Annotated in this window: 18 protein-coding genes; 14 read left to right on the top strand and 4 right to left on the bottom strand. The window is 65.3% G+C overall.

From position 1 onward, the window contains the following. The first annotated feature begins 12 nt into the window (after nt 1-12). Entirely contained in the window at nt 13-1491 is a 1479-nt protein-coding gene (locus VVR85_RS04930; protein WP_368519842.1) for a sensor histidine kinase, read from the top strand. On the opposite strand, the gene VVR85_RS04925 is transcribed toward VVR85_RS04930, so the two are convergent. Next, a complete protein-coding gene (locus VVR85_RS04925; RefSeq protein WP_368519841.1) occupies nt 1488-1913 on the bottom strand; it encodes an HIT family protein in 426 nt (141 codons plus the stop codon). The two genes, VVR85_RS04930 and VVR85_RS04925, sit on opposite strands and share 4 nt — an antisense overlap. Before the next feature lie 34 nt (nt 1914-1947). Here VVR85_RS04925 and purD point away from each other — a divergent pair, with 34 nt between their 5' ends. The 5 genes from purD to VVR85_RS04900 all read left to right on the top strand — a co-directional run bounded on the left by purD (nt 1948) and on the right by VVR85_RS04900 (nt 8614). Next, nucleotides 1948-3237 carry a phosphoribosylamine--glycine ligase gene (purD, locus tag VVR85_RS04920; RefSeq protein WP_368519840.1) on the top strand — a complete coding sequence of 430 codons (1290 nt, stop codon included), beginning with the start codon at nt 1948-1950 and terminating at the stop codon, nt 3235-3237. 102 nt (nt 3238-3339) lie between these two features. Next, a complete protein-coding gene (gene purB, locus VVR85_RS04915) occupies nt 3340-4770 on the top strand; it encodes an adenylosuccinate lyase (RefSeq protein WP_368519839.1) in 1431 nt (476 codons plus the stop codon). A 26-nt stretch (nt 4771-4796) separates the two neighbouring features. Then, complete coding sequence (locus VVR85_RS04910; RefSeq protein WP_368519838.1) at nt 4797-5681, top strand: phosphoribosylaminoimidazolesuccinocarboxamide synthase; 885 nt, start codon at nt 4797-4799, stop codon at nt 5679-5681. Nucleotides 5682-5745: 64 nt separating this feature from the next. Then, nucleotides 5746-7884 (top strand): S9 family peptidase, encoded by a 2139-nt coding sequence (locus VVR85_RS04905; RefSeq protein ID WP_368519837.1) that lies wholly within the window; start codon nt 5746-5748, stop codon nt 7882-7884. Between the two features lie 46 nt (nt 7885-7930). Continuing rightward, complete coding sequence (locus VVR85_RS04900; protein WP_368519836.1) at nt 7931-8614, top strand: DUF2334 domain-containing protein; 684 nt, start codon at nt 7931-7933, stop codon at nt 8612-8614. Here the strand turns inward: VVR85_RS04900 and VVR85_RS04895 are convergent. Beyond that, nucleotides 8611-11340 (bottom strand): ExeM/NucH family extracellular endonuclease, encoded by a 2730-nt coding sequence (locus tag VVR85_RS04895; RefSeq protein WP_368519835.1) that lies wholly within the window; start codon nt 11338-11340, stop codon nt 8611-8613. The two genes, VVR85_RS04900 and VVR85_RS04895, sit on opposite strands and share 4 nt — an antisense overlap. A gap of 321 nt (nt 11341-11661) precedes the next feature. Here VVR85_RS04895 and purS point away from each other — a divergent pair, with 321 nt between their 5' ends. From purS to VVR85_RS04865, 6 genes are all read left to right on the top strand, one after another. Then, nucleotides 11662-11904, top strand: coding sequence for a phosphoribosylformylglycinamidine synthase subunit PurS (purS, locus tag VVR85_RS04890; RefSeq protein ID WP_070768624.1), 243 nt, complete (start codon nt 11662-11664; stop codon nt 11902-11904). Next, nucleotides 11904-12581, top strand: a complete 678-nt coding sequence (purQ, locus tag VVR85_RS04885) for a phosphoribosylformylglycinamidine synthase subunit PurQ (RefSeq protein WP_368519834.1) — start codon at nt 11904-11906, stop codon at nt 12579-12581. Before purS ends, purQ begins: the two co-directional genes overlap by 1 nt. A gap of 9 nt (nt 12582-12590) precedes the next feature. Then, nucleotides 12591-14861, top strand: coding sequence for a phosphoribosylformylglycinamidine synthase subunit PurL (purL, locus tag VVR85_RS04880; RefSeq protein ID WP_368519833.1), 2271 nt, complete (start codon nt 12591-12593; stop codon nt 14859-14861). Nucleotides 14862-14995: 134 nt separating this feature from the next. Next, complete coding sequence (locus tag VVR85_RS04875) at nt 14996-15520, top strand: hypothetical protein (RefSeq protein WP_368519832.1); 525 nt, start codon at nt 14996-14998, stop codon at nt 15518-15520. After that, nucleotides 15520-16365 carry an ATP-binding cassette domain-containing protein gene (locus VVR85_RS04870; RefSeq protein WP_368519831.1) on the top strand — a complete coding sequence of 282 codons (846 nt, stop codon included), beginning with the start codon at nt 15520-15522 and terminating at the stop codon, nt 16363-16365. Before VVR85_RS04875 ends, VVR85_RS04870 begins: the two co-directional genes overlap by 1 nt. Further along, entirely contained in the window at nt 16328-17158 is an 831-nt protein-coding gene (locus VVR85_RS04865; RefSeq protein WP_368520045.1) for a hypothetical protein, read from the top strand. The genes VVR85_RS04870 and VVR85_RS04865 overlap by 38 nt, the downstream gene beginning before the upstream one ends. Before the next feature lie 39 nt (nt 17159-17197). On the opposite strand, the gene VVR85_RS04860 is transcribed toward VVR85_RS04865, so the two are convergent. After that, nucleotides 17198-17365, bottom strand: coding sequence for a hypothetical protein (locus VVR85_RS04860; protein WP_368519830.1), 168 nt, complete (start codon nt 17363-17365; stop codon nt 17198-17200). 228 nt (nt 17366-17593) lie between these two features. Continuing rightward, the gene (locus VVR85_RS04855; RefSeq protein ID WP_368519829.1) at nt 17594-18646 is read right to left on the bottom strand and encodes an alpha/beta hydrolase; all 1053 of its coding nucleotides are present in this window, start codon (nt 18644-18646) and stop codon (nt 17594-17596) included. Nucleotides 18647-18773: 127 nt separating this feature from the next. On the opposite strand from VVR85_RS04855, the gene trhA reads away from it, so the two are divergent. Together trhA and VVR85_RS04845 are read left to right on the top strand one after the other, a co-directional pair. Further along, the gene (trhA, locus tag VVR85_RS04850; protein ID WP_368519828.1) at nt 18774-19475 is read left to right on the top strand and encodes a PAQR family membrane homeostasis protein TrhA; all 702 of its coding nucleotides are present in this window, start codon (nt 18774-18776) and stop codon (nt 19473-19475) included. A 113-nt stretch (nt 19476-19588) separates the two neighbouring features. Next, complete coding sequence (locus VVR85_RS04845) at nt 19589-19780, top strand: hypothetical protein (protein ID WP_368519827.1); 192 nt, start codon at nt 19589-19591, stop codon at nt 19778-19780. The last annotated feature ends 35 nt before the right edge of the window (nt 19781-19815 follow it).

Here is a 19815-nt window from a genome sequence, read left to right as displayed (position 1 = left end):
CCGTCCCCCAGCATGACCGACACCGAAACTAGCGCCCGTAAGGCCGCAGCCCCTACCTCCGCGTGGGCCAAGGTAAAGCGGGTGTTCAAGGGCCGCTTCAAGACCACCGCGATGCCCCTGCGCACCTGGCTGGTGGTCCTGCTGGTCGTGGTCTCCGGCCTGGGCCTGGTCGGTAGCTCCGTGGCCGTTTCATCGATCATGCGGGACGTGTTGTACAACCGCGTGGACGAGGACATCGCCTCCGCGGCCAAGGGCTGGGCGCAAAGCCCCGAGCTGTTCAACCTGGGCGACCGCTCGCAGCGCCCGCCGACGGATTTCTGCGTCATCAAGATCTACCCCAACGGTTCCATCGAATACTTCAACGTCTTCGACTCCATGCCGCGGGTCGACGGCCTCTACATCGGCGGCTCCCCGGAGACGGTGGAGTCCACGACCGATTCCGCAGTCAACGAGGTCAAGTGGCGCGCGCAGGCCTTCGAATCCGACGGGGTGGTCACGGTCGTGGCCAAGTCCCTGGGCAGCGAGGCCAGCATCCTGCAGGGCCTGGCGGTGGTCCAGGTGCTGATCCTGTCCCTGGTCATCGCGCTCATCGCGCTGGCCGGGTATTGGTCCATCCGGTGGGCGCTGCGCCCGCTGCGGGTGGTGGAAAAGACCGCCTCGGAAATCGCCGCCGGGGACCTGAACAAGCGCGTGCCCGAGTGGCCGCTGCACACCGAGGTCGGCCAGCTGGCGGCCGCGCTCAACGTCATGCTGGGGCACCTGCAGCGCTCCGTGGAGGAGGCCCAGACGAAGGAGGGGCAGATGCGCCGGTTCGTCGGCGACGCCTCCCACGAGCTGCGCACCCCGCTGACCAGCCTGCGCGGCTACACGGAGCTCTACCGCTCCGGGGCCACCCAGGACGTGGACTTGGTCCTGTCCAAGATCGATTCCGAGTCGACCCGCATGTCGCTTTTGGTCGAGGACCTGCTCTCGCTCACCCGTGCCGAGGGCAACCGGCTGGATAAGAAGCCGGTGGACATGCTGGAGCTGGCCCTATCGGTCGGGTCTTCGGCCCGGGCGGCCTTCCCCGGCCGAAACATCCAGGTGGTCAACAAGTCGAATTCTGTGCCCGTGGTCGACGGCGACCCAGACCGCCTGCACCAGGTCTTGCTCAACCTGATTTCCAACGGCATCCGCCACGGCGGCGAGGACGCCGCGGTGACGCTGCAGCTGCGCCGGGACGAGCGCGACGTGTTGCTCGACGTCATCGACGACGGCAAGGGCATGGACAAAGAAGTAGCCGCCCATATCTTCGAGCGCTTCTACCGCGAGGATAGTTCGCGCACGCGTGATACGGGCGGCTCGGGCCTGGGGCTGGCCATCGTGAAATCCCTGGTGGAACAGCACGGCGGCAGCATCACGGTGGATTCGACCCCGGGGGAGGGCTCGGTGTTTACCGTGCGCCTGCCGGCCTATCCGGAGGCCGACGACCCAGCGGCTTCGGCGGATTAGGCCGGGCGGCCCTCCAAGTCGGTGCCCAGGTGCTGGCGGATGCGGGCGGCCGCCTCGTCCATGGCGGCTGGGTCCGTGTCCTCGGCGGCGTAGGTCTTGGAGAAATCGTATTCCGACATCTTCTCGGTGGGGAAGAGGTGGATGTGGGTGTGGGGGACGTCGAAGCCGGCGATGATGTAGCCGGCGCGCGGGGTGCCGAAGGCGTTCTTGATGGCCTGGCCGATGCGCAGGGCGACCTGGTTCAGGTGCCCCCAGGTCTCCGGATCGAGGTCAGTCCACTTGTCGACCTCTTGCACCGGCACGACCAGGGTGTGCCCGTAGCGCAGCGGCTCGATGGACAAAAACGCCACGCACTGCTCGTCCCGGTAGACAAAACGGCCGGGGAGTTCTCCGTTGATGATCTTGGTAAATACAGAAGCCATGGCCCCAGGCTACCGGCAAGTTAAGATAGACGGCATGCGTATTCTCGTGATTGGCTCGGGCGGCCGCGAACATGCCCTCTTGAAAGGACTAGCCGCTGATCCGGCGACCACTGAATTGCACGTGGCGCCGGGCAGCCCGTGCATGGACCGGATCGCCACCGTGCATGCGGATTACACCCAGGTAGACGACCCGGCCCAGATGACGGGCCTGGCCCAGGACATCGCCGCGGACCTGGTGGTCATCGGCCCGGAGGTACCCCTGGTGGCCGGCGTTGCCGATGCCCTGCGGGACGCCGGCATCGCGGTCTTCGGCCCCAGCCAGGAGGCCGCCCAAATTGAGGGCTCCAAGGCGTTCGCCAAGGACGTGATGGACGCGGCCGGCGTGCGCACCGCCCACGCGGAGACCATCGGCCCGGACGCCGCGGAGGACGAGATCTCCCGGGTCCTCGACGAATTCGGCCCGGTCTACGTGGTCAAGGACGACGGCCTGGCCGGCGGCAAGGGCGTGGTGGTCACCGAGGACCGCGAGCAGGCCGAGGAGCACATCAAGGCGGTGCACAACGGCGGTAACTCCGTGCTCATCGAGTCCTTCCTGCCCGGTCCGGAGGTCTCCCTGTTCTGCCTGGTCGACGGCGAAACCGTCGTGCCGCTGCTGCCCGCCCAGGATCACAAACGCGCCTACGACAACGACGAGGGCCCCAACACCGGCGGCATGGGCGCCTACACGCCGCTGCCGTGGTTGCCGCAGGACGGCGTCAACACCATCGTCGACGAGGTCTGCGCGCCCGTTGCCCGCGAGCTGGTCGCCCGCGGCACCCCCTATTCGGGTCTTCTCTACGCCGGCCTGGCGTGGGGCCCGGAGGGCCCGGCAGTCATCGAGTTCAACTGCCGCTTCGGCGACCCGGAAACCCAAGCCGTGCTGAGCCTTTTGACCTCCCCGCTGGCGGAGGCCCTCAACGCGGTGGCCACCGGCAAGCTGGCGGAGCTCAGCCCGCTGGAGTGGGAGCCCGCCTTCGCCGTGACCGTGGTGCTGGCCGCCGAGGGCTACCCGGCCTCCCCGCGCAAGGGCGACGAAATTACCGGCGACGCCCTGGAGGATCCGGAGCGCATCCTGCACGCGGGCACCACCGTGGCCGAGGGCAAGGTGGTCTCCAACGGCGGGCGAGTGCTCAACGCCCTGGGCAAGGGCTCGACCTTGGCCGCCGCCCGCGAGGCCGCCTACGCGGTACTCGAAGGCATCACCATGGACGGCGGCTTCTACCGCCGCGACATCGCGCTGGCCGCCCAGGAAGGGCGCATCGAGGTGCCCGGCCAGACCCGCTAGCAACCGCAGCAGACCTCCAGCGGCCCCAGGTCCCGGCTACCGGGCGGGGCCGCTGTCGCATTATTGCCCCCGCGCCTAGACCACGTGGAATAATGAGGGCTTGTGGCTGAAAAGAAGAAGATTAACAACGTCCTGTCCTCCCGCTACGCTTCGGCGGAGCTGACCGAAATCTGGAGCCCCGAGCACAAGATCGTGCTCGAGCGGCAGCTGTGGATCGCGGTCATGCGCGCCCAGAAGGACCTGGGGGTGGATATCCCCGACGAGGCGATCAGCGCCTACGAGGCAGCGGTCGAAAACGTCGACTTGGACTCCATCGCCCAGCGCGAGCGCGTTACCCGCCACGACGTGAAGGCGCGTATCGAGGAATTCAACGCGCTGGCCGGCTACGAGCACATCCACAAGGGGATGACCAGCCGCGACCTGACCGAAAACGTCGAGCAGCTGCAGATCTACCGCTCCCTGCAGATCATCCGCGACAAGGCCATCGCCGTGGTGGCCCGCATGGGCGAGCACGCCGACAAGTACCAGCACCTGGTCATGGCAGGCCGCTCCCACAACGTCGCCGCCCAGGCCACCACCCTGGGCAAGCGGTTTGCCTCCGCCGCCGACGAGATGCTGTTGGCCATCGAGCGCGTCGAGGCGCTGCTGAACCGCTACCCGCTGCGCGGCATCAAGGGCCCGATGGGCACGGCCCAGGACATGCTGGACCTTATGGGTGGGTCCCATGACAAGCTAGCCTCCCTGGAGACCTCCGTAGCGGACTACCTCGGCTTTAGCCGGATCTTCGACTCCGTCGGGCAGGTTTACCCGCGCTCGCTGGACTTCGATGCCGTCTCCGCCCTCGTCGAGCTGGGCGCGGCGCCGTCTTCGCTGGCCACCACCATCCGTCTGATGGCCGGCAATGAGACCGTCACCGAGGGCTTCAAGGAAGGCCAGGTCGGTTCCTCTGCCATGCCGCACAAGATGAACGCCCGCTCCTGCGAGCGCGTCTGCGGCTTCCAGGTCATCCTCCGCGGCTACCTGACCATGGTCGGCGACCTGGCCGGGCAGCAGTGGAACGAGGGCGACGTTTTCTGCTCGGTCATCCGCCGCGTCGCACTGCCGGACGCCTTCTTCGCGCTTGACGGACAGTTCGAGACCTTCCTGACCGTGCTGGAGGAGTTCGGTGCTTTCCCGGCCATGATCGACCGCGAACTCGAGCGCTACCTGCCGTTCTTGGCCACCACTCGCATCCTCATGGCGGCCGTGCGCGCCGGGGTCGGACGCGAGACCGCCCACGAGGTCATCAAGGAAAACGCCGTCGCCGTGGCGCTGAACATGCGCGAAAACGGCGCGGATCAAGACCTGGTGGAGCGCCTGGCCGCCGATGAGCGCCTCCCCCTTGACAGGGCTGCCCTGGATGCGGCTCTCGCCGACAAGCACGCCTTCATCGGTGCTGCGGAAGCGCAGGTAGGCCAGGTTCTGTCCCGGATCGCCGAAAAGGCGGACCAGCACCCCCAGGCCGCCCAGTACCGCCCGGGCGAGATTATTTAGCCCACCGGCGCGCTAAGATGTGGGGCATGCGACCACGTCTTAGCGATTATCAGCACCTCGTATCCGGCAAAGTCCGCGACATCTACGCCATCGATGAGCACACGCTGCTCATGGTGGCCAGCGACCGGATTTCCGCCTTCGACTTCGCCCTGGAGCCCGCCATCCCGGACAAGGGGCGGGTGCTGACTGCGACCTCGCAGTTCTTCTTCGACGCCATCAATTTCCCCAACCACCTGGCCGGCCCGGTCGACGACGTGCGGATCCCGGAAGAGGTCCTGGGCCGGGCATTCGTGGTCAAGAAACTGCAGATGCTGCCCTTCGAGTGCGTGGCCCGCGGCTACCTGACCGGCTCCGGGCTGAAGGAATACCAGGCCAACGGCACGGTCTGCGGCATCGAGCTGCCCTCCGGCCTGGTGGAGGCCTCCCGCCTGCCGGAGCCCATCTTCACCCCGTCTACTAAGGCGGAGCAGGGCGATCACGACGAGAACGTCACCTACGAGCGCGTCGTGAAAGACCTCGGCGCCGACCGCGCCGCCCAGCTGTGCAACGCCACGCTGACCATCTACGCCCAGGCCGCCCAGATCGCCGAAGAACGCGGCATTATCCTGGCCGACACCAAGTTCGAGTTCGGCCTCGACAGCGACGGCACCCTCGTCTTGGCCGACGAGGTGCTGACCCCGGACTCTTCCCGCTACTGGCCGGCCGACTCCTACGTCGAGGGTGAGGTCCAGCCCAGCTTCGACAAGCAGTACGTCCGCAACTGGCTGACCTCGCCGGAATCCGGTTGGGACAAGGCCTCCGAGACCACCCCGCCGGCCCTGCCGGACGAGATCGTCTCCGCCACCCGCCTGCGCTACATCGAGGCCTACGAGCGCCTGTCGGGCAAGCAATTCATCGATTGGGTAGGCTAAAGCCCACGCAGCGGGCGGGAGTGACCCGCCGGCTGGGGGACGCGGTGACGTAGGATGGGGGCCTATGACTGATGAATCCATGCATGCTCCGGTAGCCCCCGTTCGTCCGATTTCGCGCCAATTCCACGGCCGCACTTTCGTCGATGATTACGAGTGGCTGCGGGATAAGAAGTCGCAGGACACGCTGGACTACCTCAACGCGGAAAACGACTACACCAAGGCGCAGACCGCGCACCTGGAGACGCTGACCGAGAATATCTACCAGGAGATTAAGTCGCGCATCAAGGAAACGGACATGTCCGTTCCCGTGCGCCAGGGCGACTACTGGTACTACGGCCGCTCCCAGGAGGGCAAGAGCTACGGCCTGTCCTGCCGCCTGCCGGTCGAGGAGGGCGCGGACCCGTGGTTCCCGCCCGTCATCCCGGAGGAGGGCCGCCCGGCAGGCGAAGAGGTGCTGCTGGACCTGAACGAGCTGGCCGAGGGCAACGAGTTTTTCTCCTTAGGGGCCTCTTCCATCACGACCTCGGGGCGTTACCTGGCGTATTCCGTCGACGTCAGCGGTGACGAGCGCTTCGAGCTGCGCATCAAGGACCTGGCTACGGGCGAGTTGTTAGACGATCACCTGACGGGTCTGTTCTACGGCGCGACCTGGGTCGGCGAGGACTACATCTTTTACCAGACCGTCGACGAGGCCTGGCGCGCCGATAGCGTGTGGCGCCACAAGGTAGGCACGCCGCAGGACGACGACGTGCGCATCTTCTACGAGGAAGACGCCCACTTCAGCGTAGGAGTGGGCGGCACCCGCAGCGACAAGTACCTGTTCTTGGTCTCCAGTTCGAAGATCACCTCGGAGTTCTGGGTGCTGGAGCAGGACCAGCCGGAAGGCGAATTCCAGCTGCTCTGGGAGCGCGAATCCGGGATCGAATACGAGGTGGACCACGCCGTCATCGACGGCGAGGACCGCTGGATCGTCACCCACAACGCTGCCGGCGCCAACTTCGAGGTCGCCGTCTGCCCGGCGCTGACGAAGGACACCGGCCTGCCGGCCCTGCGGGATACCCAGGTGCTGGTCCCGCACCGCGAGGACGTGCGCATCGAGGGTGTGGATACCTACCAGCACCAGCTGGTGCTGGTCTACCGCAGCGGCGGCATTGGGCGCATCGCCATCATGCCGCTGCCCGAGGGCGAGGGGCTCGGCGAGTTCACCCAGGTCGACTTCGACGAGGAGATCTACACCGCCGGTACCACCGGCAACCCGGAGTGGGACACCCCGATCATCCGCATGGTCTACGGTTCGTTTACGCAGCCTGCCCAGGTCCTGCAATACGACGTGGCCACCGACGAGCGCACCCTGCTGAAGCAGCAGGAGGTCCAGGGCGGCTACGAGCCCGGCGACTACACCGCCTACCGCCTGTGGGCCACCGCCCAGGACGGCACGGAGATCCCCGTCTCCGTGGTGCACCGCGCGGACCTGGACACCTCCGCGCCGCAGCCGATGCTGCTCTACGGCTACGGTTCCTACGAGACCAGCGTCGACCCTGGGTTCTCCATCACCCGCCTGTCGCTGCTGGACCGCGGCATGATCTTCGCCGTCGCCCACGTCCGCGGCGGCGGGGAGATGGGCCGCGGCTGGTACGACCACGGCAAGCTCATGGAGAAGAAGAACACCTTCACCGACTTCATCGACGTGGCAGACGACCTCATCGCCCGCGGCCTGACCAGCCCGGACCGGCTGGCGGCGGAAGGCGGCTCCGCGGGCGGCATGATGATGGGGGCCGTGGCGAATATGGCCCCGGACCGTTTCACCGCCATCCAGGCCGCCGTGCCTTTCGTCGATCCGCTGACCTCCATGCTCATGCCGGAGCTCCCGCTCACGGTGGTGGAGTGGGACGAGTGGGGCGACCCGTACCACGACCCGACCTTCTACGACTACATGGCCAGCTACGCCCCGTACGAGAACGTCACGGCGCAGGATTACCCGAATATCCTGGCCACGACCTCGCTGAACGACACCCGCGTGCTCTACGTGGAGCCCGCCAAGTGGATCGCCAAGCTGCGCACCGTTGCCAGCGGCGGCCAGTTCCTGCTGAAGACGGAGATGGTCGCCGGCCACGGCGGCGTGTCCGGCCGCTACGACAAGTGGCGCCAGAACGCCTTCGAATACGCCTGGATCATCAACCAGGCCACGGGGTGTACCGAGTAGAGTTCTCGACGCGCGGAACCTAGAAGGCTGTGCGATAATACTTCTTATGCATGGCCACCTCCTGGTTTCGATTTCCAGTATTTTCGACGACACCCGGAAACAGGCCTCGAATCTCCTCCGCATCCTGGATGCCGAGGGGATTCCTGTGTCTCTTCTGATCGCCCCGCATATTGACGGCAATTGGCACTTGGCGAAGGACTCCAAGACGAAGGGCTGGGTCAAAGAGCAAGCAGACGCCGGCCGGGTACTGATTCTCAACGGCTTCGACCAAGCCGTCCAGGGCCGCCGCGCGGAATTCGCCAACCTCGATGAGCACGAGGCGAAGCTGCGACTGGCCGGTGCGACCCGGCAGATGGGCAAGATCGGTTTCACCCCCACCATCTTCGCCCCGCCGCGCTGGCGCATGTCGGAGGGAACCCTCAAGGTGCTGCCGGCCTTCGGCTTCGACGTGGCCGTATCCACCCGCGGCATCCACGAGCTGGAATCCGGCAAGTTCTACCAGTCGCGCAACCTCTCCTACGGCGAGGGCTTCGGCGCGGCCAAGTGGTGGCGCCGCAACATCATCCGCGCAGCGGAACGCTCCGCCCAGCGCGGCAACACCGTCCGACTCTCGGTCTCCGGCCGTAACCTCGACGACCGGAAGGTGGTCAAGGACTTCGTCAAGGCCGTGCACAAGGCCGCAGCGGCCGGCGCGGAGCCGGCCGACTACAGCATCTACCTGCCGAACTAGGGCAGCAGGCGCTCGATGACGCGGCGGACATCCGCCGGCAACATCGGCAGCACGCCGCGCAGGCCACCGGCCAGGGCGGTGCCGATGCCCAGGACCGCGGCCAGGCCAGCAATCACTGCCACGACAGCGCCGCCCACCGAGGAACCGCTCGAGCCGGCATCCCCCGAACCCGCCGGCTGGCCCTGGTCGTCATCCTCGTTGTTGTCGTCCCCGTCGTTTCCGTTCTCGTCATCGCCGGCGGCGTCATCCCCGCCGAGGGAGAAGCCGACCTTGACCGGGTCGTGGTCGGAGGAGCGGAACGGGGAGTCGTCGTAGAAGTCGACCGCGTTGTAGTTGCGGCGCGAGTACTCGAAGGCGACGGACTCGTCCGCGTTGATGTTCCAGACCTGCGCGTCGGTGACGTTCTCGCTAGCCACTTCGTTGGCCAGGACGTGGTCCAGGGAGCCAAGCAGGCCGCTGAACTGGTAGGAGGCGTCGGCATCAAAGGTCTCCGCCGGCACGGTGTAGCCGTGGTTGCGGAAGATGTCCAGGGCCTCCTCGCGGGTGTAGGTATTCAGATCCCCCATGACGAAGGTGGCCTTGTCCTGCCAGTCCGGCTGCTTGGCCAGGTGGTCAAGGACCGCCTGGGCCTGCGCGTTGCGCACGTTGGGGTTGTTGCCCTGGCCGTCGCCGCGGTCCGCGTCATCCTTGACCACGGAACCCTTGGACTTGAAATGGTTGGCCACGGCCACGAAGGTCTCGGCGTCCTCGCCGGCATCTGCCGGGGCGAACTCCTGGGCCAGCGGCTCACGGGCGGTGCCCGTGAAGCGGGCGTCGCTGAAGATACGGGATTCGCCCACCGGGCGCACGCGGTCCGGGTCGTAGATAAACGCGGTGCGGATGACGTCGACGTCCTCCGGCACGCCCTGAGACGGGGAGGCGACGGCCTTCCAGTTTCCGCCCGCGGCGTTGAGCTCCTCGACTAGGTGGTTGAGTGCCTCGTCGCGGCGGGAGAGGTCCCCGGTCACGCCGAAGGTGTCCTCGATTTCGGACAGCGCGATGACGTCGGCGTCCAAGCCGTTGATGGCCGCGACGATCTTGGCCTGCTGGTCTTCGAAGGCGGCCTGGGTATAGGCGCCGCGGGTGGTACCGCGGTTGACGGTGACTGGGTTGCCGTCCTTGTCGTCGTAGGAGCTGCCGCCGAACTCCTCACCCAGCGAGGTGAAGTAGTTCAGGACGTTGAAGGCGCCGATGGTGTAGTCGCCTTCGACGTCGAGGGCGTCCAGCTCCGCGGCGCGGGAGTCCTCCCAGCTAATCGGCAGATCCGCACCGGCGGTCTCCCCGGTGACCGGGGAAGTGGGCTGGAAACGCCACTGCTCGTGGGAGTAGTGCACGACGACCGGCTGCTGGAATTTAACCTGGTCGGTGGTGCGCAGGCTCTTGATGGTCTGGCCGCCGTCCTGGGAGATATACGGCAGCGGGGTGTCCTTATCGGTCTTCAGGTAGTCGCGGGTCCGGCCGTCGTCCAGGGTGACCAGGCGCTCGGCGTTGTCCTTTTCCAGCTGCTTGAGCGGGGAGTTCGGATCCGTCGAGGGAGCATGGACATCGGAGGGCTGGCGCAGGGCTTCTTGGCCCGCGGCCAGGCCGACCTCGCCGTAGGTATTGAGCGCGTAGTTGTTGGTGACGGTGTGGGTGCCGGGCAGTACCAGCATGGACTCGTAGGCCTCCCGGGCCTCGTCGCCGGCGGGCAGCTCGTCGATCTCGATGGGCTCGACGTGCTCGAGCGGCTCCTCCAGCTCAGTGAAGTTGCGCGCCGAGACCTGGGTGTTGCCGTAGTACTCGGAGACCTTGCCGGTCACCTGCACGGACTGGCCGATTTCCGGGTACGCGCCGTCATTGCCGGCGTAGATGAAAAGGCCGTGGCTGGCCTCGCCGGCCGCGGATTCGCCGCCGGTCTGGATGGTGTAGCCGTTCAGGCCGCCTTCTTCCCACACGGCGGTGACGACTCCCTCGGTGGTCACGGTCTGGTCGACCAGCGGGGAGGCTGGGCCCGTGCCCTGGATATCGGCGATGGCCACGGCCTCGCCCGCGGCGGGCGGATCCTGCGGCTCCGGATCGGTGCCCGGTTCCGGGGCCACGCCTCCGCCGGTGCCGGCCGGGCTGGGCGCGCCGGCCGTAAAATCGGCGGAGTTGTCATCGGTGTCGGTGCCGTTCTCGTCGCGCTGGACCGAGTTCCGGTTGTTCGGCGCCTGGGCCGGGGAGCCCTCGGACAGGCTGGCCTCGCCGAAGCCGACCAAGTCGACCACCTCGCCCGCGCCGTCGCTGAGCTGGACCGAACCCTTGGTGGCGGACATGGCCAGGCTGCCGGTGGCATCGGCAGCCGGCAGGGCGGTGTTGCCGCCGTTGCCCTGAGCCTGCTGGATGAGGTAATGCGCCCCGGCCGGGATCGTCCCGTTCAGCTGGGTAGTGCCGCCGGAGCCGCCCTTGGCGGAGAAGTACTCGACGTTCCAACCATCCAGGCTGATGTCACCATCCGTCGGGTTGTAGAGCTCGATGAAGTCGTGGGTGTACTCCGCGCCGGAGTTGCCACCGCCGCCGTAGACCTCGGAGATGACGACGTTGTCCCCGGACGGGGCGGCCGAGGCAGTGGGGACGGCGAGACCGGCGGCGACGGTAGAGGTCACGGCCGCGAGTACGAGCGCGCCGCGGCGGCGGGCCACCCGCCGCGAGGACTGGGGAGAAGACATAGGGAACGAACCACCTTAGTTGGGGAAGAAGACAGACAAATTCATGCGTTCCGAGCGCATTACCCTCAGTTGTAGAACACGGAGCGGACACGCGCGGGAGCAAGCGCTGCCGCGTGTTCGAAGCCCGCAGGGGGTTTGCCTAGGTGTGGCCTAGAATTTGGTTTCCGTCTTTGCGGGGGATACCCGGTGTTTACTTTCCGGCCCCGATTGGGGGAGCGGGCGTTGGTGTGGGGGTGACCGCTGGGATGGGTAGGTTTTGCGGCCCTAGGCAGGCTAAACTAGTGCGCGCAGACCTAGCCGTGAGCACAGTAAGGAAATTTAATGGCTCGTGTAGTTGTCAATGTCATGCCGAAGGCCGAGATTCTGGATCCGCAGGGGCAAGCTGTTGTCCGCGCGCTGGGTCGAATCGGGGTTGAAGGGGTCAGCGATGTCCGCCAGGGCAAGCGCTTCGAGCTGGAGGTCGCGGACTCCGTGACGGCCGAGGAGCTGGAGAAGGTCGCGGCCACCCTGCTGGCCAACACCGTCATCGAGGACTACGAGGTCACCGGGCTGGAGGTCAAGTAGTGTCCGCCAAGATCGGAGTAATTACCTTCCCCGGCACGCTCGACGACGTCGACGCGGATCGTGCTGCGCGCCGGGCCGGCGCCGAGGTGGAAAACCTCTGGCACGCCGACGCCGACCTGCGCGGCGTGGACGCGGTCGTGGTCCCCGGTGGCTTTTCCTACGGCGACTACCTGCGCTCCGGGGCGATTTCCGCCCTCGCGCCCGTCATGCGCTCGGTCATCGACGCTGCCCACAAGGGCATGCCGGTGCTGGGCATTTGCAACGGCTTCCAGATCCTGACCGAAGCCGGCCTGCTGCCCGGGGCGTTGACCCGCAACCAGGGGCTGCACTTCCACTGCACGGATACCTACCTGGAGGTCGCGAACGCGCAGACCGCCTGGACCACCGAATTTGAGGCTGGCCAGCGGATCCTCATCCCGGCCAAGCACGGCGAGGGCCGTTTCCAGGCCGCCGCGGAGACCGTCGAGGAGCTGGAGAAGGAAGGCCGCGTGGTCTTCCGCTACACGGACAACTACAACGGGTCCGTCAACGCGATCGCCGGTATTACCAACGAGACCGGCCGGGTCGTGGGGCTTATGCCGCACCCCGAGCACGCCATCGATCCGCTTACCGGGCCGTCCACTGACGGCCTGGGCCTTTTTGTATCCGCTATCAACGCCGTGACGGCCGCAGTTTAGGAGGCGCACATGACCGTACACAATGACACCGTCTCCCAGGCCCAGCAGGACCCGGACCTGGAACAGCCCTTCCGCGAGCTGGGGCTCAAGGACGACGAATACCAGCGCATCAAGGACATCCTGGGGCGTAGGCCGACCGATGCCGAACTGACCATGTACTCCGTGATGTGGTCGGAGCACTGCTCATATAAGTCCTCGAAGACGCACCTGCGCTACTTCGGCCAGACCATGACCGAAGAGATGGGGGAGAAGATCCTCGCCGGCATCGGTGAGAACGCCGGCGTGGTCGACATCGGCGACGGCAACGCGGTGACCTTCCGCGTGGAGTCCCACAACCACCCGTCGTACGTTGAGCCCTACCAGGGCGCGGCCACCGGCGTGGGCGGCATCGTCCGCGACATCATGGCGATGGGCGCACGCCCCATCGCGGTGATGGACCAGCTGCGCTTCGGCCCGGCCGATGCCCCAGATACCAAACGCGTCCTGCCGGGCGTCGTCGAAGGGATCGGCGGCTACGGCAACTGCCTGGGTCTTCCCAATATTGGGGGCGAGACCGTCTTTGACGAGTCCTACGTAGGTAACCCGCTGGTCAACGCCCTGTGCGTGGGCACGCTAAAGGTCGAGGACCTGAAGCTGGCCTTCGCCTCCGGCACCGGCAACAAGGTCATGCTGTTCGGCTCTCGCACGGGCCTGGACGGCATCGGCGGCGTGTCCGTGCTGGCGTCGGACACCTTCGAGGACGGCGCGGAACGCAAGCTGCCGGCCGTCCAGGTGGGCGACCCCTTCGCGGAGAAGGTCCTCATCGAGTGCTGCCTGGACCTCTACCACGCCGGCGTCGTGGTGGGCATCCAGGACCTGGGCGGCGCCGGCCTGGCCTGCGCGACCAGTGAGCTGGCCGCCTCCGGCGACGGCGGCATGGAGATCAACCTGGACGAGGTCCCGCTGCGCGCCGAGCACATGACCGCCGCTGAGATCCTGGCTTCCGAGTCCCAGGAGCGCATGTGCGCGGTCGTGGCCCCGGAAAACGTCGAGCGCTTCCGCGAGATCTGCGCGCACTGGGACGTCACCTGCGCCGAGATTGGTGAGGTCACCACCGGCAAGCACCTGGTCATCCGCCACCAGGGCGAGGTCGTCGTGGACGCCCCGGCCGGCACCATCGCCGACGAGGCCCCGGTCTACGAGCGCCCCTACGCCCGCCCGGAGTGGCAGGACAAGCTGCAGGACTTCGGCGGCGTGGATCATGCCCCGCTGGGCGATGCCCTCCTCCAGCTGGTGGCCTCCCCGGCGCTGTGCTCCCGTGACTTCATTACCAACCAGTACGACCGCTACGTCCGCGGTAATACGGTGCAGTCGCACCACGCGGATGCCGGTGTGCTGCGCATCGACGAGGAGACCGGCCGCGGCGTCGCCGTCTCCGCGGACGCCTCCGGCCGCTACACCAAGCTGGACCCGAACATGGGCGCTCGCCTGGCCCTGGCCGAGGCCTACCGCAACGTCGCCGTCACCGGCGCCCGCCCGGTGGCCGTCACCAACTGCCTGAACTTCGGTTCCCCGGAAAACCCGGATGTGATGTGGCAGTTCCGGGAGGCCGTCCACGGCCTGGCCGACGGCGCGGTCGAGCTGGGTATCCCGGTCTCCGGCGGCAACGTCTCCTTCTACAACCAGACCGGTGAGGAACCCATCCTGCCGACCCCGGTCGTCGGTGTGCTGGGCGTTATCGACGACGTCGCCGCCTCCATCGGCCACAACCTGGGCACCGCTGAGGACGAAGTCCTCATCCTCCTGGGCTCCACCCAGGACGAGTTTGGCGGCTCCATCTGGCAGCAGGTATCCGGCAAGGGCCTGTCCGGCCTGCCGCCGCAGGTCGACCTGGCCAACGAGGCCAAGCTGGCCGAGTTCTTCCACGGCAACTCCGATATCACCGCGGCCCACGACGTCTCCGAGGGCGGCCTGGCCGTCGCCGCGTTCGAGATGGCCAAGCGCAACCGCGTCGGCGTCGAGCTCGATCTCGCCGCCGTCCACGACGACGAGTTCGTAGCGGCGTTCTCCGAGTCCGCCTCCCGTGCCCTGGTCGCCACGACCAAGGACAAGGCGGACGCCGTCCTCCAGCGCGCCCAGGAGCTGGGCATCCCGGCCGCCCAGGTCGGTAAGACCACCGCGGTGGACAGCCTCATCCTGGGCCAGACCGCCGTCCCGCTGACCCAGCTGGTCGACGCCTGGTCCGCCACCCTGCCCGACCTCTTCGGCCACGCCGTGGGGGCTAACTCCGTGGTGGAATAAGAGAGTGTTATGGGTTGCAAAGGCAAAGGGGTTTAAGTAGTATCGAGTATCTGTAATACACACTATGCGGCAGGGGTTCGCACTCCAGCATCCCTGTTGGCATTGACGTTCACATCGGAGGAGCTGGGGCTGAAATGGGTGAAAAAGTATCCATTCGGTTCTGGCTTGACGGTGCGTCTCAACTAGCCTCCTCGGCCGCGTCTGACACGGCGCGGATGGTCGTAGTATCTTTCCGTGACGAGTCTGGAGAAAACGCACTTTCTTGTTCTTTACGGGAAAGTGCGTTTTTTCTAACCAATGAAATGCCTGGTGCATCTTGGAAAAGTTGGCAACGTTTTACAGATGCAAGACGTTGTGATGATTTGTTGGATACCGTCGATAACCCTTCGTCCGTGGAATGGCAACCCGCGTCTGAGCTCCCAGGATTTCGTTCGTTGGTTTTGGCCAATAGCGGTAATGTGGCGGGGCGGGCGCAGTTCGCCTCGCAAAAGGCAGCTAATCCTTTGACGATTAGAGTTAGAGGTAGCCTCAAGCAGGTTGTGAAAGACTCCCTCTCCGTTAAAAGGGTAATTCTTCGCCGGATGAGTGCTAACACGCGTATAGAACGACAGGGCGGCCGTGCTTTTGCAGGACAGTCGGATGTCGCGGAGGAATCCTAATGGCGCGCTTGATCGCTGAAGACCTTACCGTTGGGTGGACAGACGGTGACCCTGTCTTAAAGGGGGTGTGCCTCAGCCTTTCCGTAGGCGTTCACTGCATTACCGGTGCGAATGGTAGTGGTAAGACAACCTTGGTTCGCACTATGGCAGGGGTGATTCCGCCTTTGGGTGGACTGGTCAGGGTTGATGGGCGAGTCGGCTATTTGTCGCACCTTCCGGGAATCTACTCGCAGCTTTCAGTTGAAGACAACCTGCGACAATGGTCCAATTTCTTGGACCCTAGTGGTCAGTCTCCTTGTCAAAAACTCATGGATGAGCTTGCTTTGTCTGAAATTGGCGGCCAGAAAGGTTCCACACTTTCTCAAGGCCAGCGCCAACGCCTGGGCCTAGCTCGTGCTCTCTTGGGCCAGCCGGACGTGGTCTTCTTGGATGAGCCGACAGCTGGGATGGATCCAGCAATGAAGCGCTTGACGCACAATGTCGTGCGCAGGCTCGGGGAACGAGCTTGCGTCGTTGTGACTTCGCATGACCTGCTTGAAGTTTCAGGTCTAGCGACAACCGTCATTCAGATATCAGGCTCGGCGGAAGTGAGCCAAAAAGAAGTTAGTGCCGTGGCAGCCTTGGACGACCGTCGAATTCGGCTGTCCGTTGATAATTCAAAAACAGAAAAGGCCCTACAGCTTCTCGTTGAAGGCAATCCGCAGCGCGAAAGTTCCGGCTGGATTGCTGTTGATGTTACTCCTAGTTTCGGGATTTCCCGTGTTGTTGAGCTTTTGTCATCAGAGGGAATCGACATACGCGCAATCGATGACCTCCAAGGCCTGGAAACTTACTATCGAGGATAGAACTGTGCTCTTGCGTTTTTATTTCTTCAAGGCTTGGCGGGAACAGTGGAAAGCACTTCTGCTATTGCCTTTACTCGCCTTCGTAGTCGCGGTTGCGCTGGCAGCTACTGTGTACTTCTTCCCTGATGCGCTTACAGGGGCTAGTCTAGGCGCCGTCAAAAGTGGGGTGAATGAGATCGATGCAGAATCGCGGGCAAGTCTAGGCCCTGAAAGTTCACTTCTTGTAGCGGCAGTTATCAGCCAAGCACCGCTCATTGCATCTCTTTTTGCGGGGCTTATTGGCGCAAATACTGTCATCGGTATGGCGGATATCGAAGTTCGGTCGGGTGCCATCGAAATCGTGCTTAGTCGGGGTTACGGTAAGCGGGATATCGTGTTATCTCTCGCTCTAATTGCCGTATTTCTCACTGCTATTGCGACACTCGTGCTGGTTTTGGCCTTCTATGGGGCCTCAGCAGTCTTCCTCGCTGATAAAGGTCTTGCTGCCGATTCCTTATGGAAGATTCTGGTCTTACCGTGGCCATGTTTGGCGATGGGTATTGGGCTTGGGCTGACAATCCAACTGCTGTTCCCCGGCCTGTCCCGAGTCAAAGCTGGGACGAGCGGCAATATCGCACAATTGCTAGCTATGGTACCCACCGTCGCGATGTTCGTAGTTTTCACTTTCTCTCCAAAGGCAGCCCAAAGCACCTTCGCGGCGTGGTGCATTACCGCGTGTTTCCTGCTGTTGGCAGTAGCGCTTGTGTCTGTCGTTGCTACGACCACCAAGGTAGGGCGCCTTTTGCAGCGCTAATGCGAGTCCAATTTTTTGTTCGCGACCTGACAGGGACGGCTAGTTGTAAGTCGGCACACCGGTGGCGTCGGTTTCGCGGTAGTCCTTTGCGAAGTAGAAGCGGAAGTCGTCGACGTCGCCCTGGTTGAACTCGGGGATTGTGCGCGGGAGCGCGCCGTAGTCGTCCAGGATCTGCTGGTAGGTAGAAGCGAACTCCTCATTCGACATTTCCACGACGTCGGGCCGGTAGAGGCGCTTGGAGCGCTCCGTTAAGTCGTCGAGGGTCTCGCAGAAGAAGTGGGGGATCTGGTCGCGGCCCGCGGCTCTTTCGCCGTGCTATGGAGTTCCTCGTTTAAGGCGCGGGCGGCCTCGTAGCGGGCGGTGGCGTCGCAGCTTTCTGGTCTGCGGGGATCGCCGCCTACCGTGGGGCGCCCCGCGCCAAAGGTAGCGCGGCGGTTAGCCGCCGATGGTCGGCTGGATGGTCTGCGCCCAGCTGACCTTGAGCTGGTGGGAGAACAGCGGGAAGGAGTGGGAGCCGGTGTTGGTGTAGTAGCGGTTGACGTCGACGCCGGCTGCGCGGGCGCTGCGGGTGTAGATATTGGTGCACTCGTTGGCAACCCTCTCGGTTGCGGACGGGCCCAGGTGCTGGGCGGGGCCGTAGTTGCCGTCGATTGGGCCCGGGGCGCCGGAGGCGGAGGCGACGAAGACCTTGACGTCGCGCAGGCGGTGCGGCTGGGCGTTCGGGTCGTGGTCGGCCCAGGCCGGGGAGCCGGGCAGGCCCCAGGCGTTGACGGAGGAGCCGCCGCCGGCGGCCATCATGACGCTGGAGACCGGCCAGCCCAGGGCGCCGGAGCGGACCGGGCAGCCAGAGTAGGAGGCGGCGGCACGGAAGCGCTGCGGGGCGTGGCCGGCGATGTCGAGGGCGGCGGCGCCGGTGGAGGACAGACCGGCGATGGCGTCGCGCCCGGTGCCGTGGAATTCGGCATCGATGAGCGGCGGCAGCTCGTGGGTCATGTAGGTGTTCCACTTGTTAACGCCCAGGATGGGATCCGCGGTATTCCAGTCGGTGTAGAGGGAATAAGCGCCGCCGATGGGCATGACAACGTTGACGTTCTTGCCGGCGAACCACGGGCCGATGTCGGTGTGGCTCATCCAGTTCATGCCTTGCTCGCCGCCCTGGATGCCGGGCAGCAGGTAGAAGGAGCCGCGCGGCTGGTTGCCGCCGGGCAGCAGCACGTTATTGGTGATAACGGCGCGGTTGGCCGGGGACCAGACGTCCACCTTCCAGAAGTTGCCGTTGACGTGGCGCTTGTTCACGATCTTCGGCTGGTTGCCCAGCCAGGGCTGCTTGCTCTGGTTGCCGGGCAGCTGGAAGGTGCCGTCGATGAGACTCGACTGGGCCTGGGCGGACGGGGCGGCAGGGCTGGCGAGGCCGAACCCCAGGGCGGCGACCGCGGCGAAGGCGGCGGCTAGTACGCGGGGGCGGCGGAGGGAGACAGATTTAAACACCGTTCGACTATAACGCATATAGCAACGAATTCGAAGGATTTTCACAGCCGTGGGTTACGCTACCGTAGGTTATACTACGGCTAGAAGTGGTGCGCACTACGTCACTTGAGCCTTAAGAGGAGGACATATGGCGCCGGTACAGGACGGCCTAGTCGAACGGACCAGGGTGGTGGCCGACCGCGGTCCGCGCCCGCTCACCCGCGGGTGGGGGCACGTCTTCGCCGCGCTGGCCGCCCTCGTCGCCGCCACGGTGCTCATTACCTATTCCTGGATGACGCTGAGCTGGGCGCCGGCCCTGGGCGTGACGGTCTACGGGGTCTGCCTGGTCGGCCTATTCGCGGTTTCCGCGACCTATCACCGCTGGCCCTGGGGTAGTTTCCGGGCCGTGCAGTGGTGGCGGCGGGCCGACCACGCCACCATTGCCGTGTTCATCGCGGCGACCTATACGCCGCTATCGCTTATCGCCTTCGACGGGGTGACCGCGTGGATCCTGCTCGGGGTGGCCTGGGGTGGCGCGCTGGCCGGGGTGATACTCAACTTGGTCTGGATCGAGCACCCGCGCTGGCTATCCGTGGCCGTGTACCTGGTGCTGGGGTGGCTGATCGTCCCGCTCATCCCGACCCTGTGGCGGCAGGAAGGCCCCGCGGTGGTCTGGTTGCTCTTTGCCGGTGGCCTGGTTTATTCCTTAGGCGCGGTGGTCTACGGGTTTAAGTGGCCGGGGCGCAACGCGCGCATCTACGGCTACCACGAGCATTTCCACACCGCGACAATCGCGGCCGCCACGGTCCACCTGGTCGCCGTGTGGATGGTGGTGGTCGGCGCCGGCTAAAAGCACGGGCTGGCCGCTACTATAAGTAGTGAAGACAAGGCGTGCGGGCCCGGCAAGTGCCGTTGAGGGCACAAAGGCTGGGCCGAGGCCACGAGAGAAGGTTAATTAACCGTATGAAAGCAAAGGAAAAGGCAACTGCCGTATTCCGGTTGGCGGTCCTGGCTGCACTTACCATGCTGGCCGTCGGCTTTGCGCTGAACGGATCGATCGCGGGGACCGTCGTGGCCGTGGTGGCGGGGATCGGCCTGATTTACTTTCTGGCGCGGGACTGGGGGACGCTGCGCCGGCCGGCAAGCGCCGATTAGCGCGTTGCCGTTTTGGGCCTTGACCGCTGGGGTGG

Source organism: Corynebacterium sp. LK2590, assembly GCF_040946105.1.
Taxonomy (GTDB): Bacteria; Actinomycetota; Actinomycetes; order Mycobacteriales; family Mycobacteriaceae; genus Corynebacterium.
Note: the sequence above shows the minus strand (reverse complement) of the source record. Positions and strands in the feature narration are given on the sequence as shown.

Coding starts and splice junctions, on each gene's coding strand:
- VVR85_RS04860 (WP_368519830.1), bottom strand. CDS start 17,365: ATGTCGAATGAGGAGTTCGCTTCTACCTACCAGCAGATCCTGGACGAC.
- VVR85_RS04875 (WP_368519832.1), top strand. CDS start 14,996: ATGGGTGAAAAAGTATCCATTCGGTTCTGGCTTGACGGTGCGTCTCAA.
- VVR85_RS04865 (WP_368520045.1), top strand. CDS start 16,328: ATGACCTCCAAGGCCTGGAAACTTACTATCGAGGATAGAACTGTGCTC.
- VVR85_RS04895 (WP_368519835.1), bottom strand. CDS start 11,340: ATGTCTTCTCCCCAGTCCTCGCGGCGGGTGGCCCGCCGCCGCGGCGCG.
- VVR85_RS04910 (WP_368519838.1), top strand. CDS start 4,797: ATGCGACCACGTCTTAGCGATTATCAGCACCTCGTATCCGGCAAAGTC.
- purS (WP_070768624.1), top strand. CDS start 11,662: ATGGCTCGTGTAGTTGTCAATGTCATGCCGAAGGCCGAGATTCTGGAT.
- trhA (WP_368519828.1), top strand. CDS start 18,774: ATGGCGCCGGTACAGGACGGCCTAGTCGAACGGACCAGGGTGGTGGCC.
- VVR85_RS04900 (WP_368519836.1), top strand. CDS start 7,931: ATGCATGGCCACCTCCTGGTTTCGATTTCCAGTATTTTCGACGACACC.
- VVR85_RS04870 (WP_368519831.1), top strand. CDS start 15,520: ATGGCGCGCTTGATCGCTGAAGACCTTACCGTTGGGTGGACAGACGGT.
- VVR85_RS04845 (WP_368519827.1), top strand. CDS start 19,589: ATGAAAGCAAAGGAAAAGGCAACTGCCGTATTCCGGTTGGCGGTCCTG.
- VVR85_RS04925 (WP_368519841.1), bottom strand. CDS start 1,913: ATGGCTTCTGTATTTACCAAGATCATCAACGGAGAACTCCCCGGCCGT.
- VVR85_RS04930 (WP_368519842.1), top strand. CDS start 13: ATGACCGACACCGAAACTAGCGCCCGTAAGGCCGCAGCCCCTACCTCC.
- VVR85_RS04905 (WP_368519837.1), top strand. CDS start 5,746: ATGACTGATGAATCCATGCATGCTCCGGTAGCCCCCGTTCGTCCGATT.
- purL (WP_368519833.1), top strand. CDS start 12,591: ATGACCGTACACAATGACACCGTCTCCCAGGCCCAGCAGGACCCGGAC.
- purD (WP_368519840.1), top strand. CDS start 1,948: ATGCGTATTCTCGTGATTGGCTCGGGCGGCCGCGAACATGCCCTCTTG.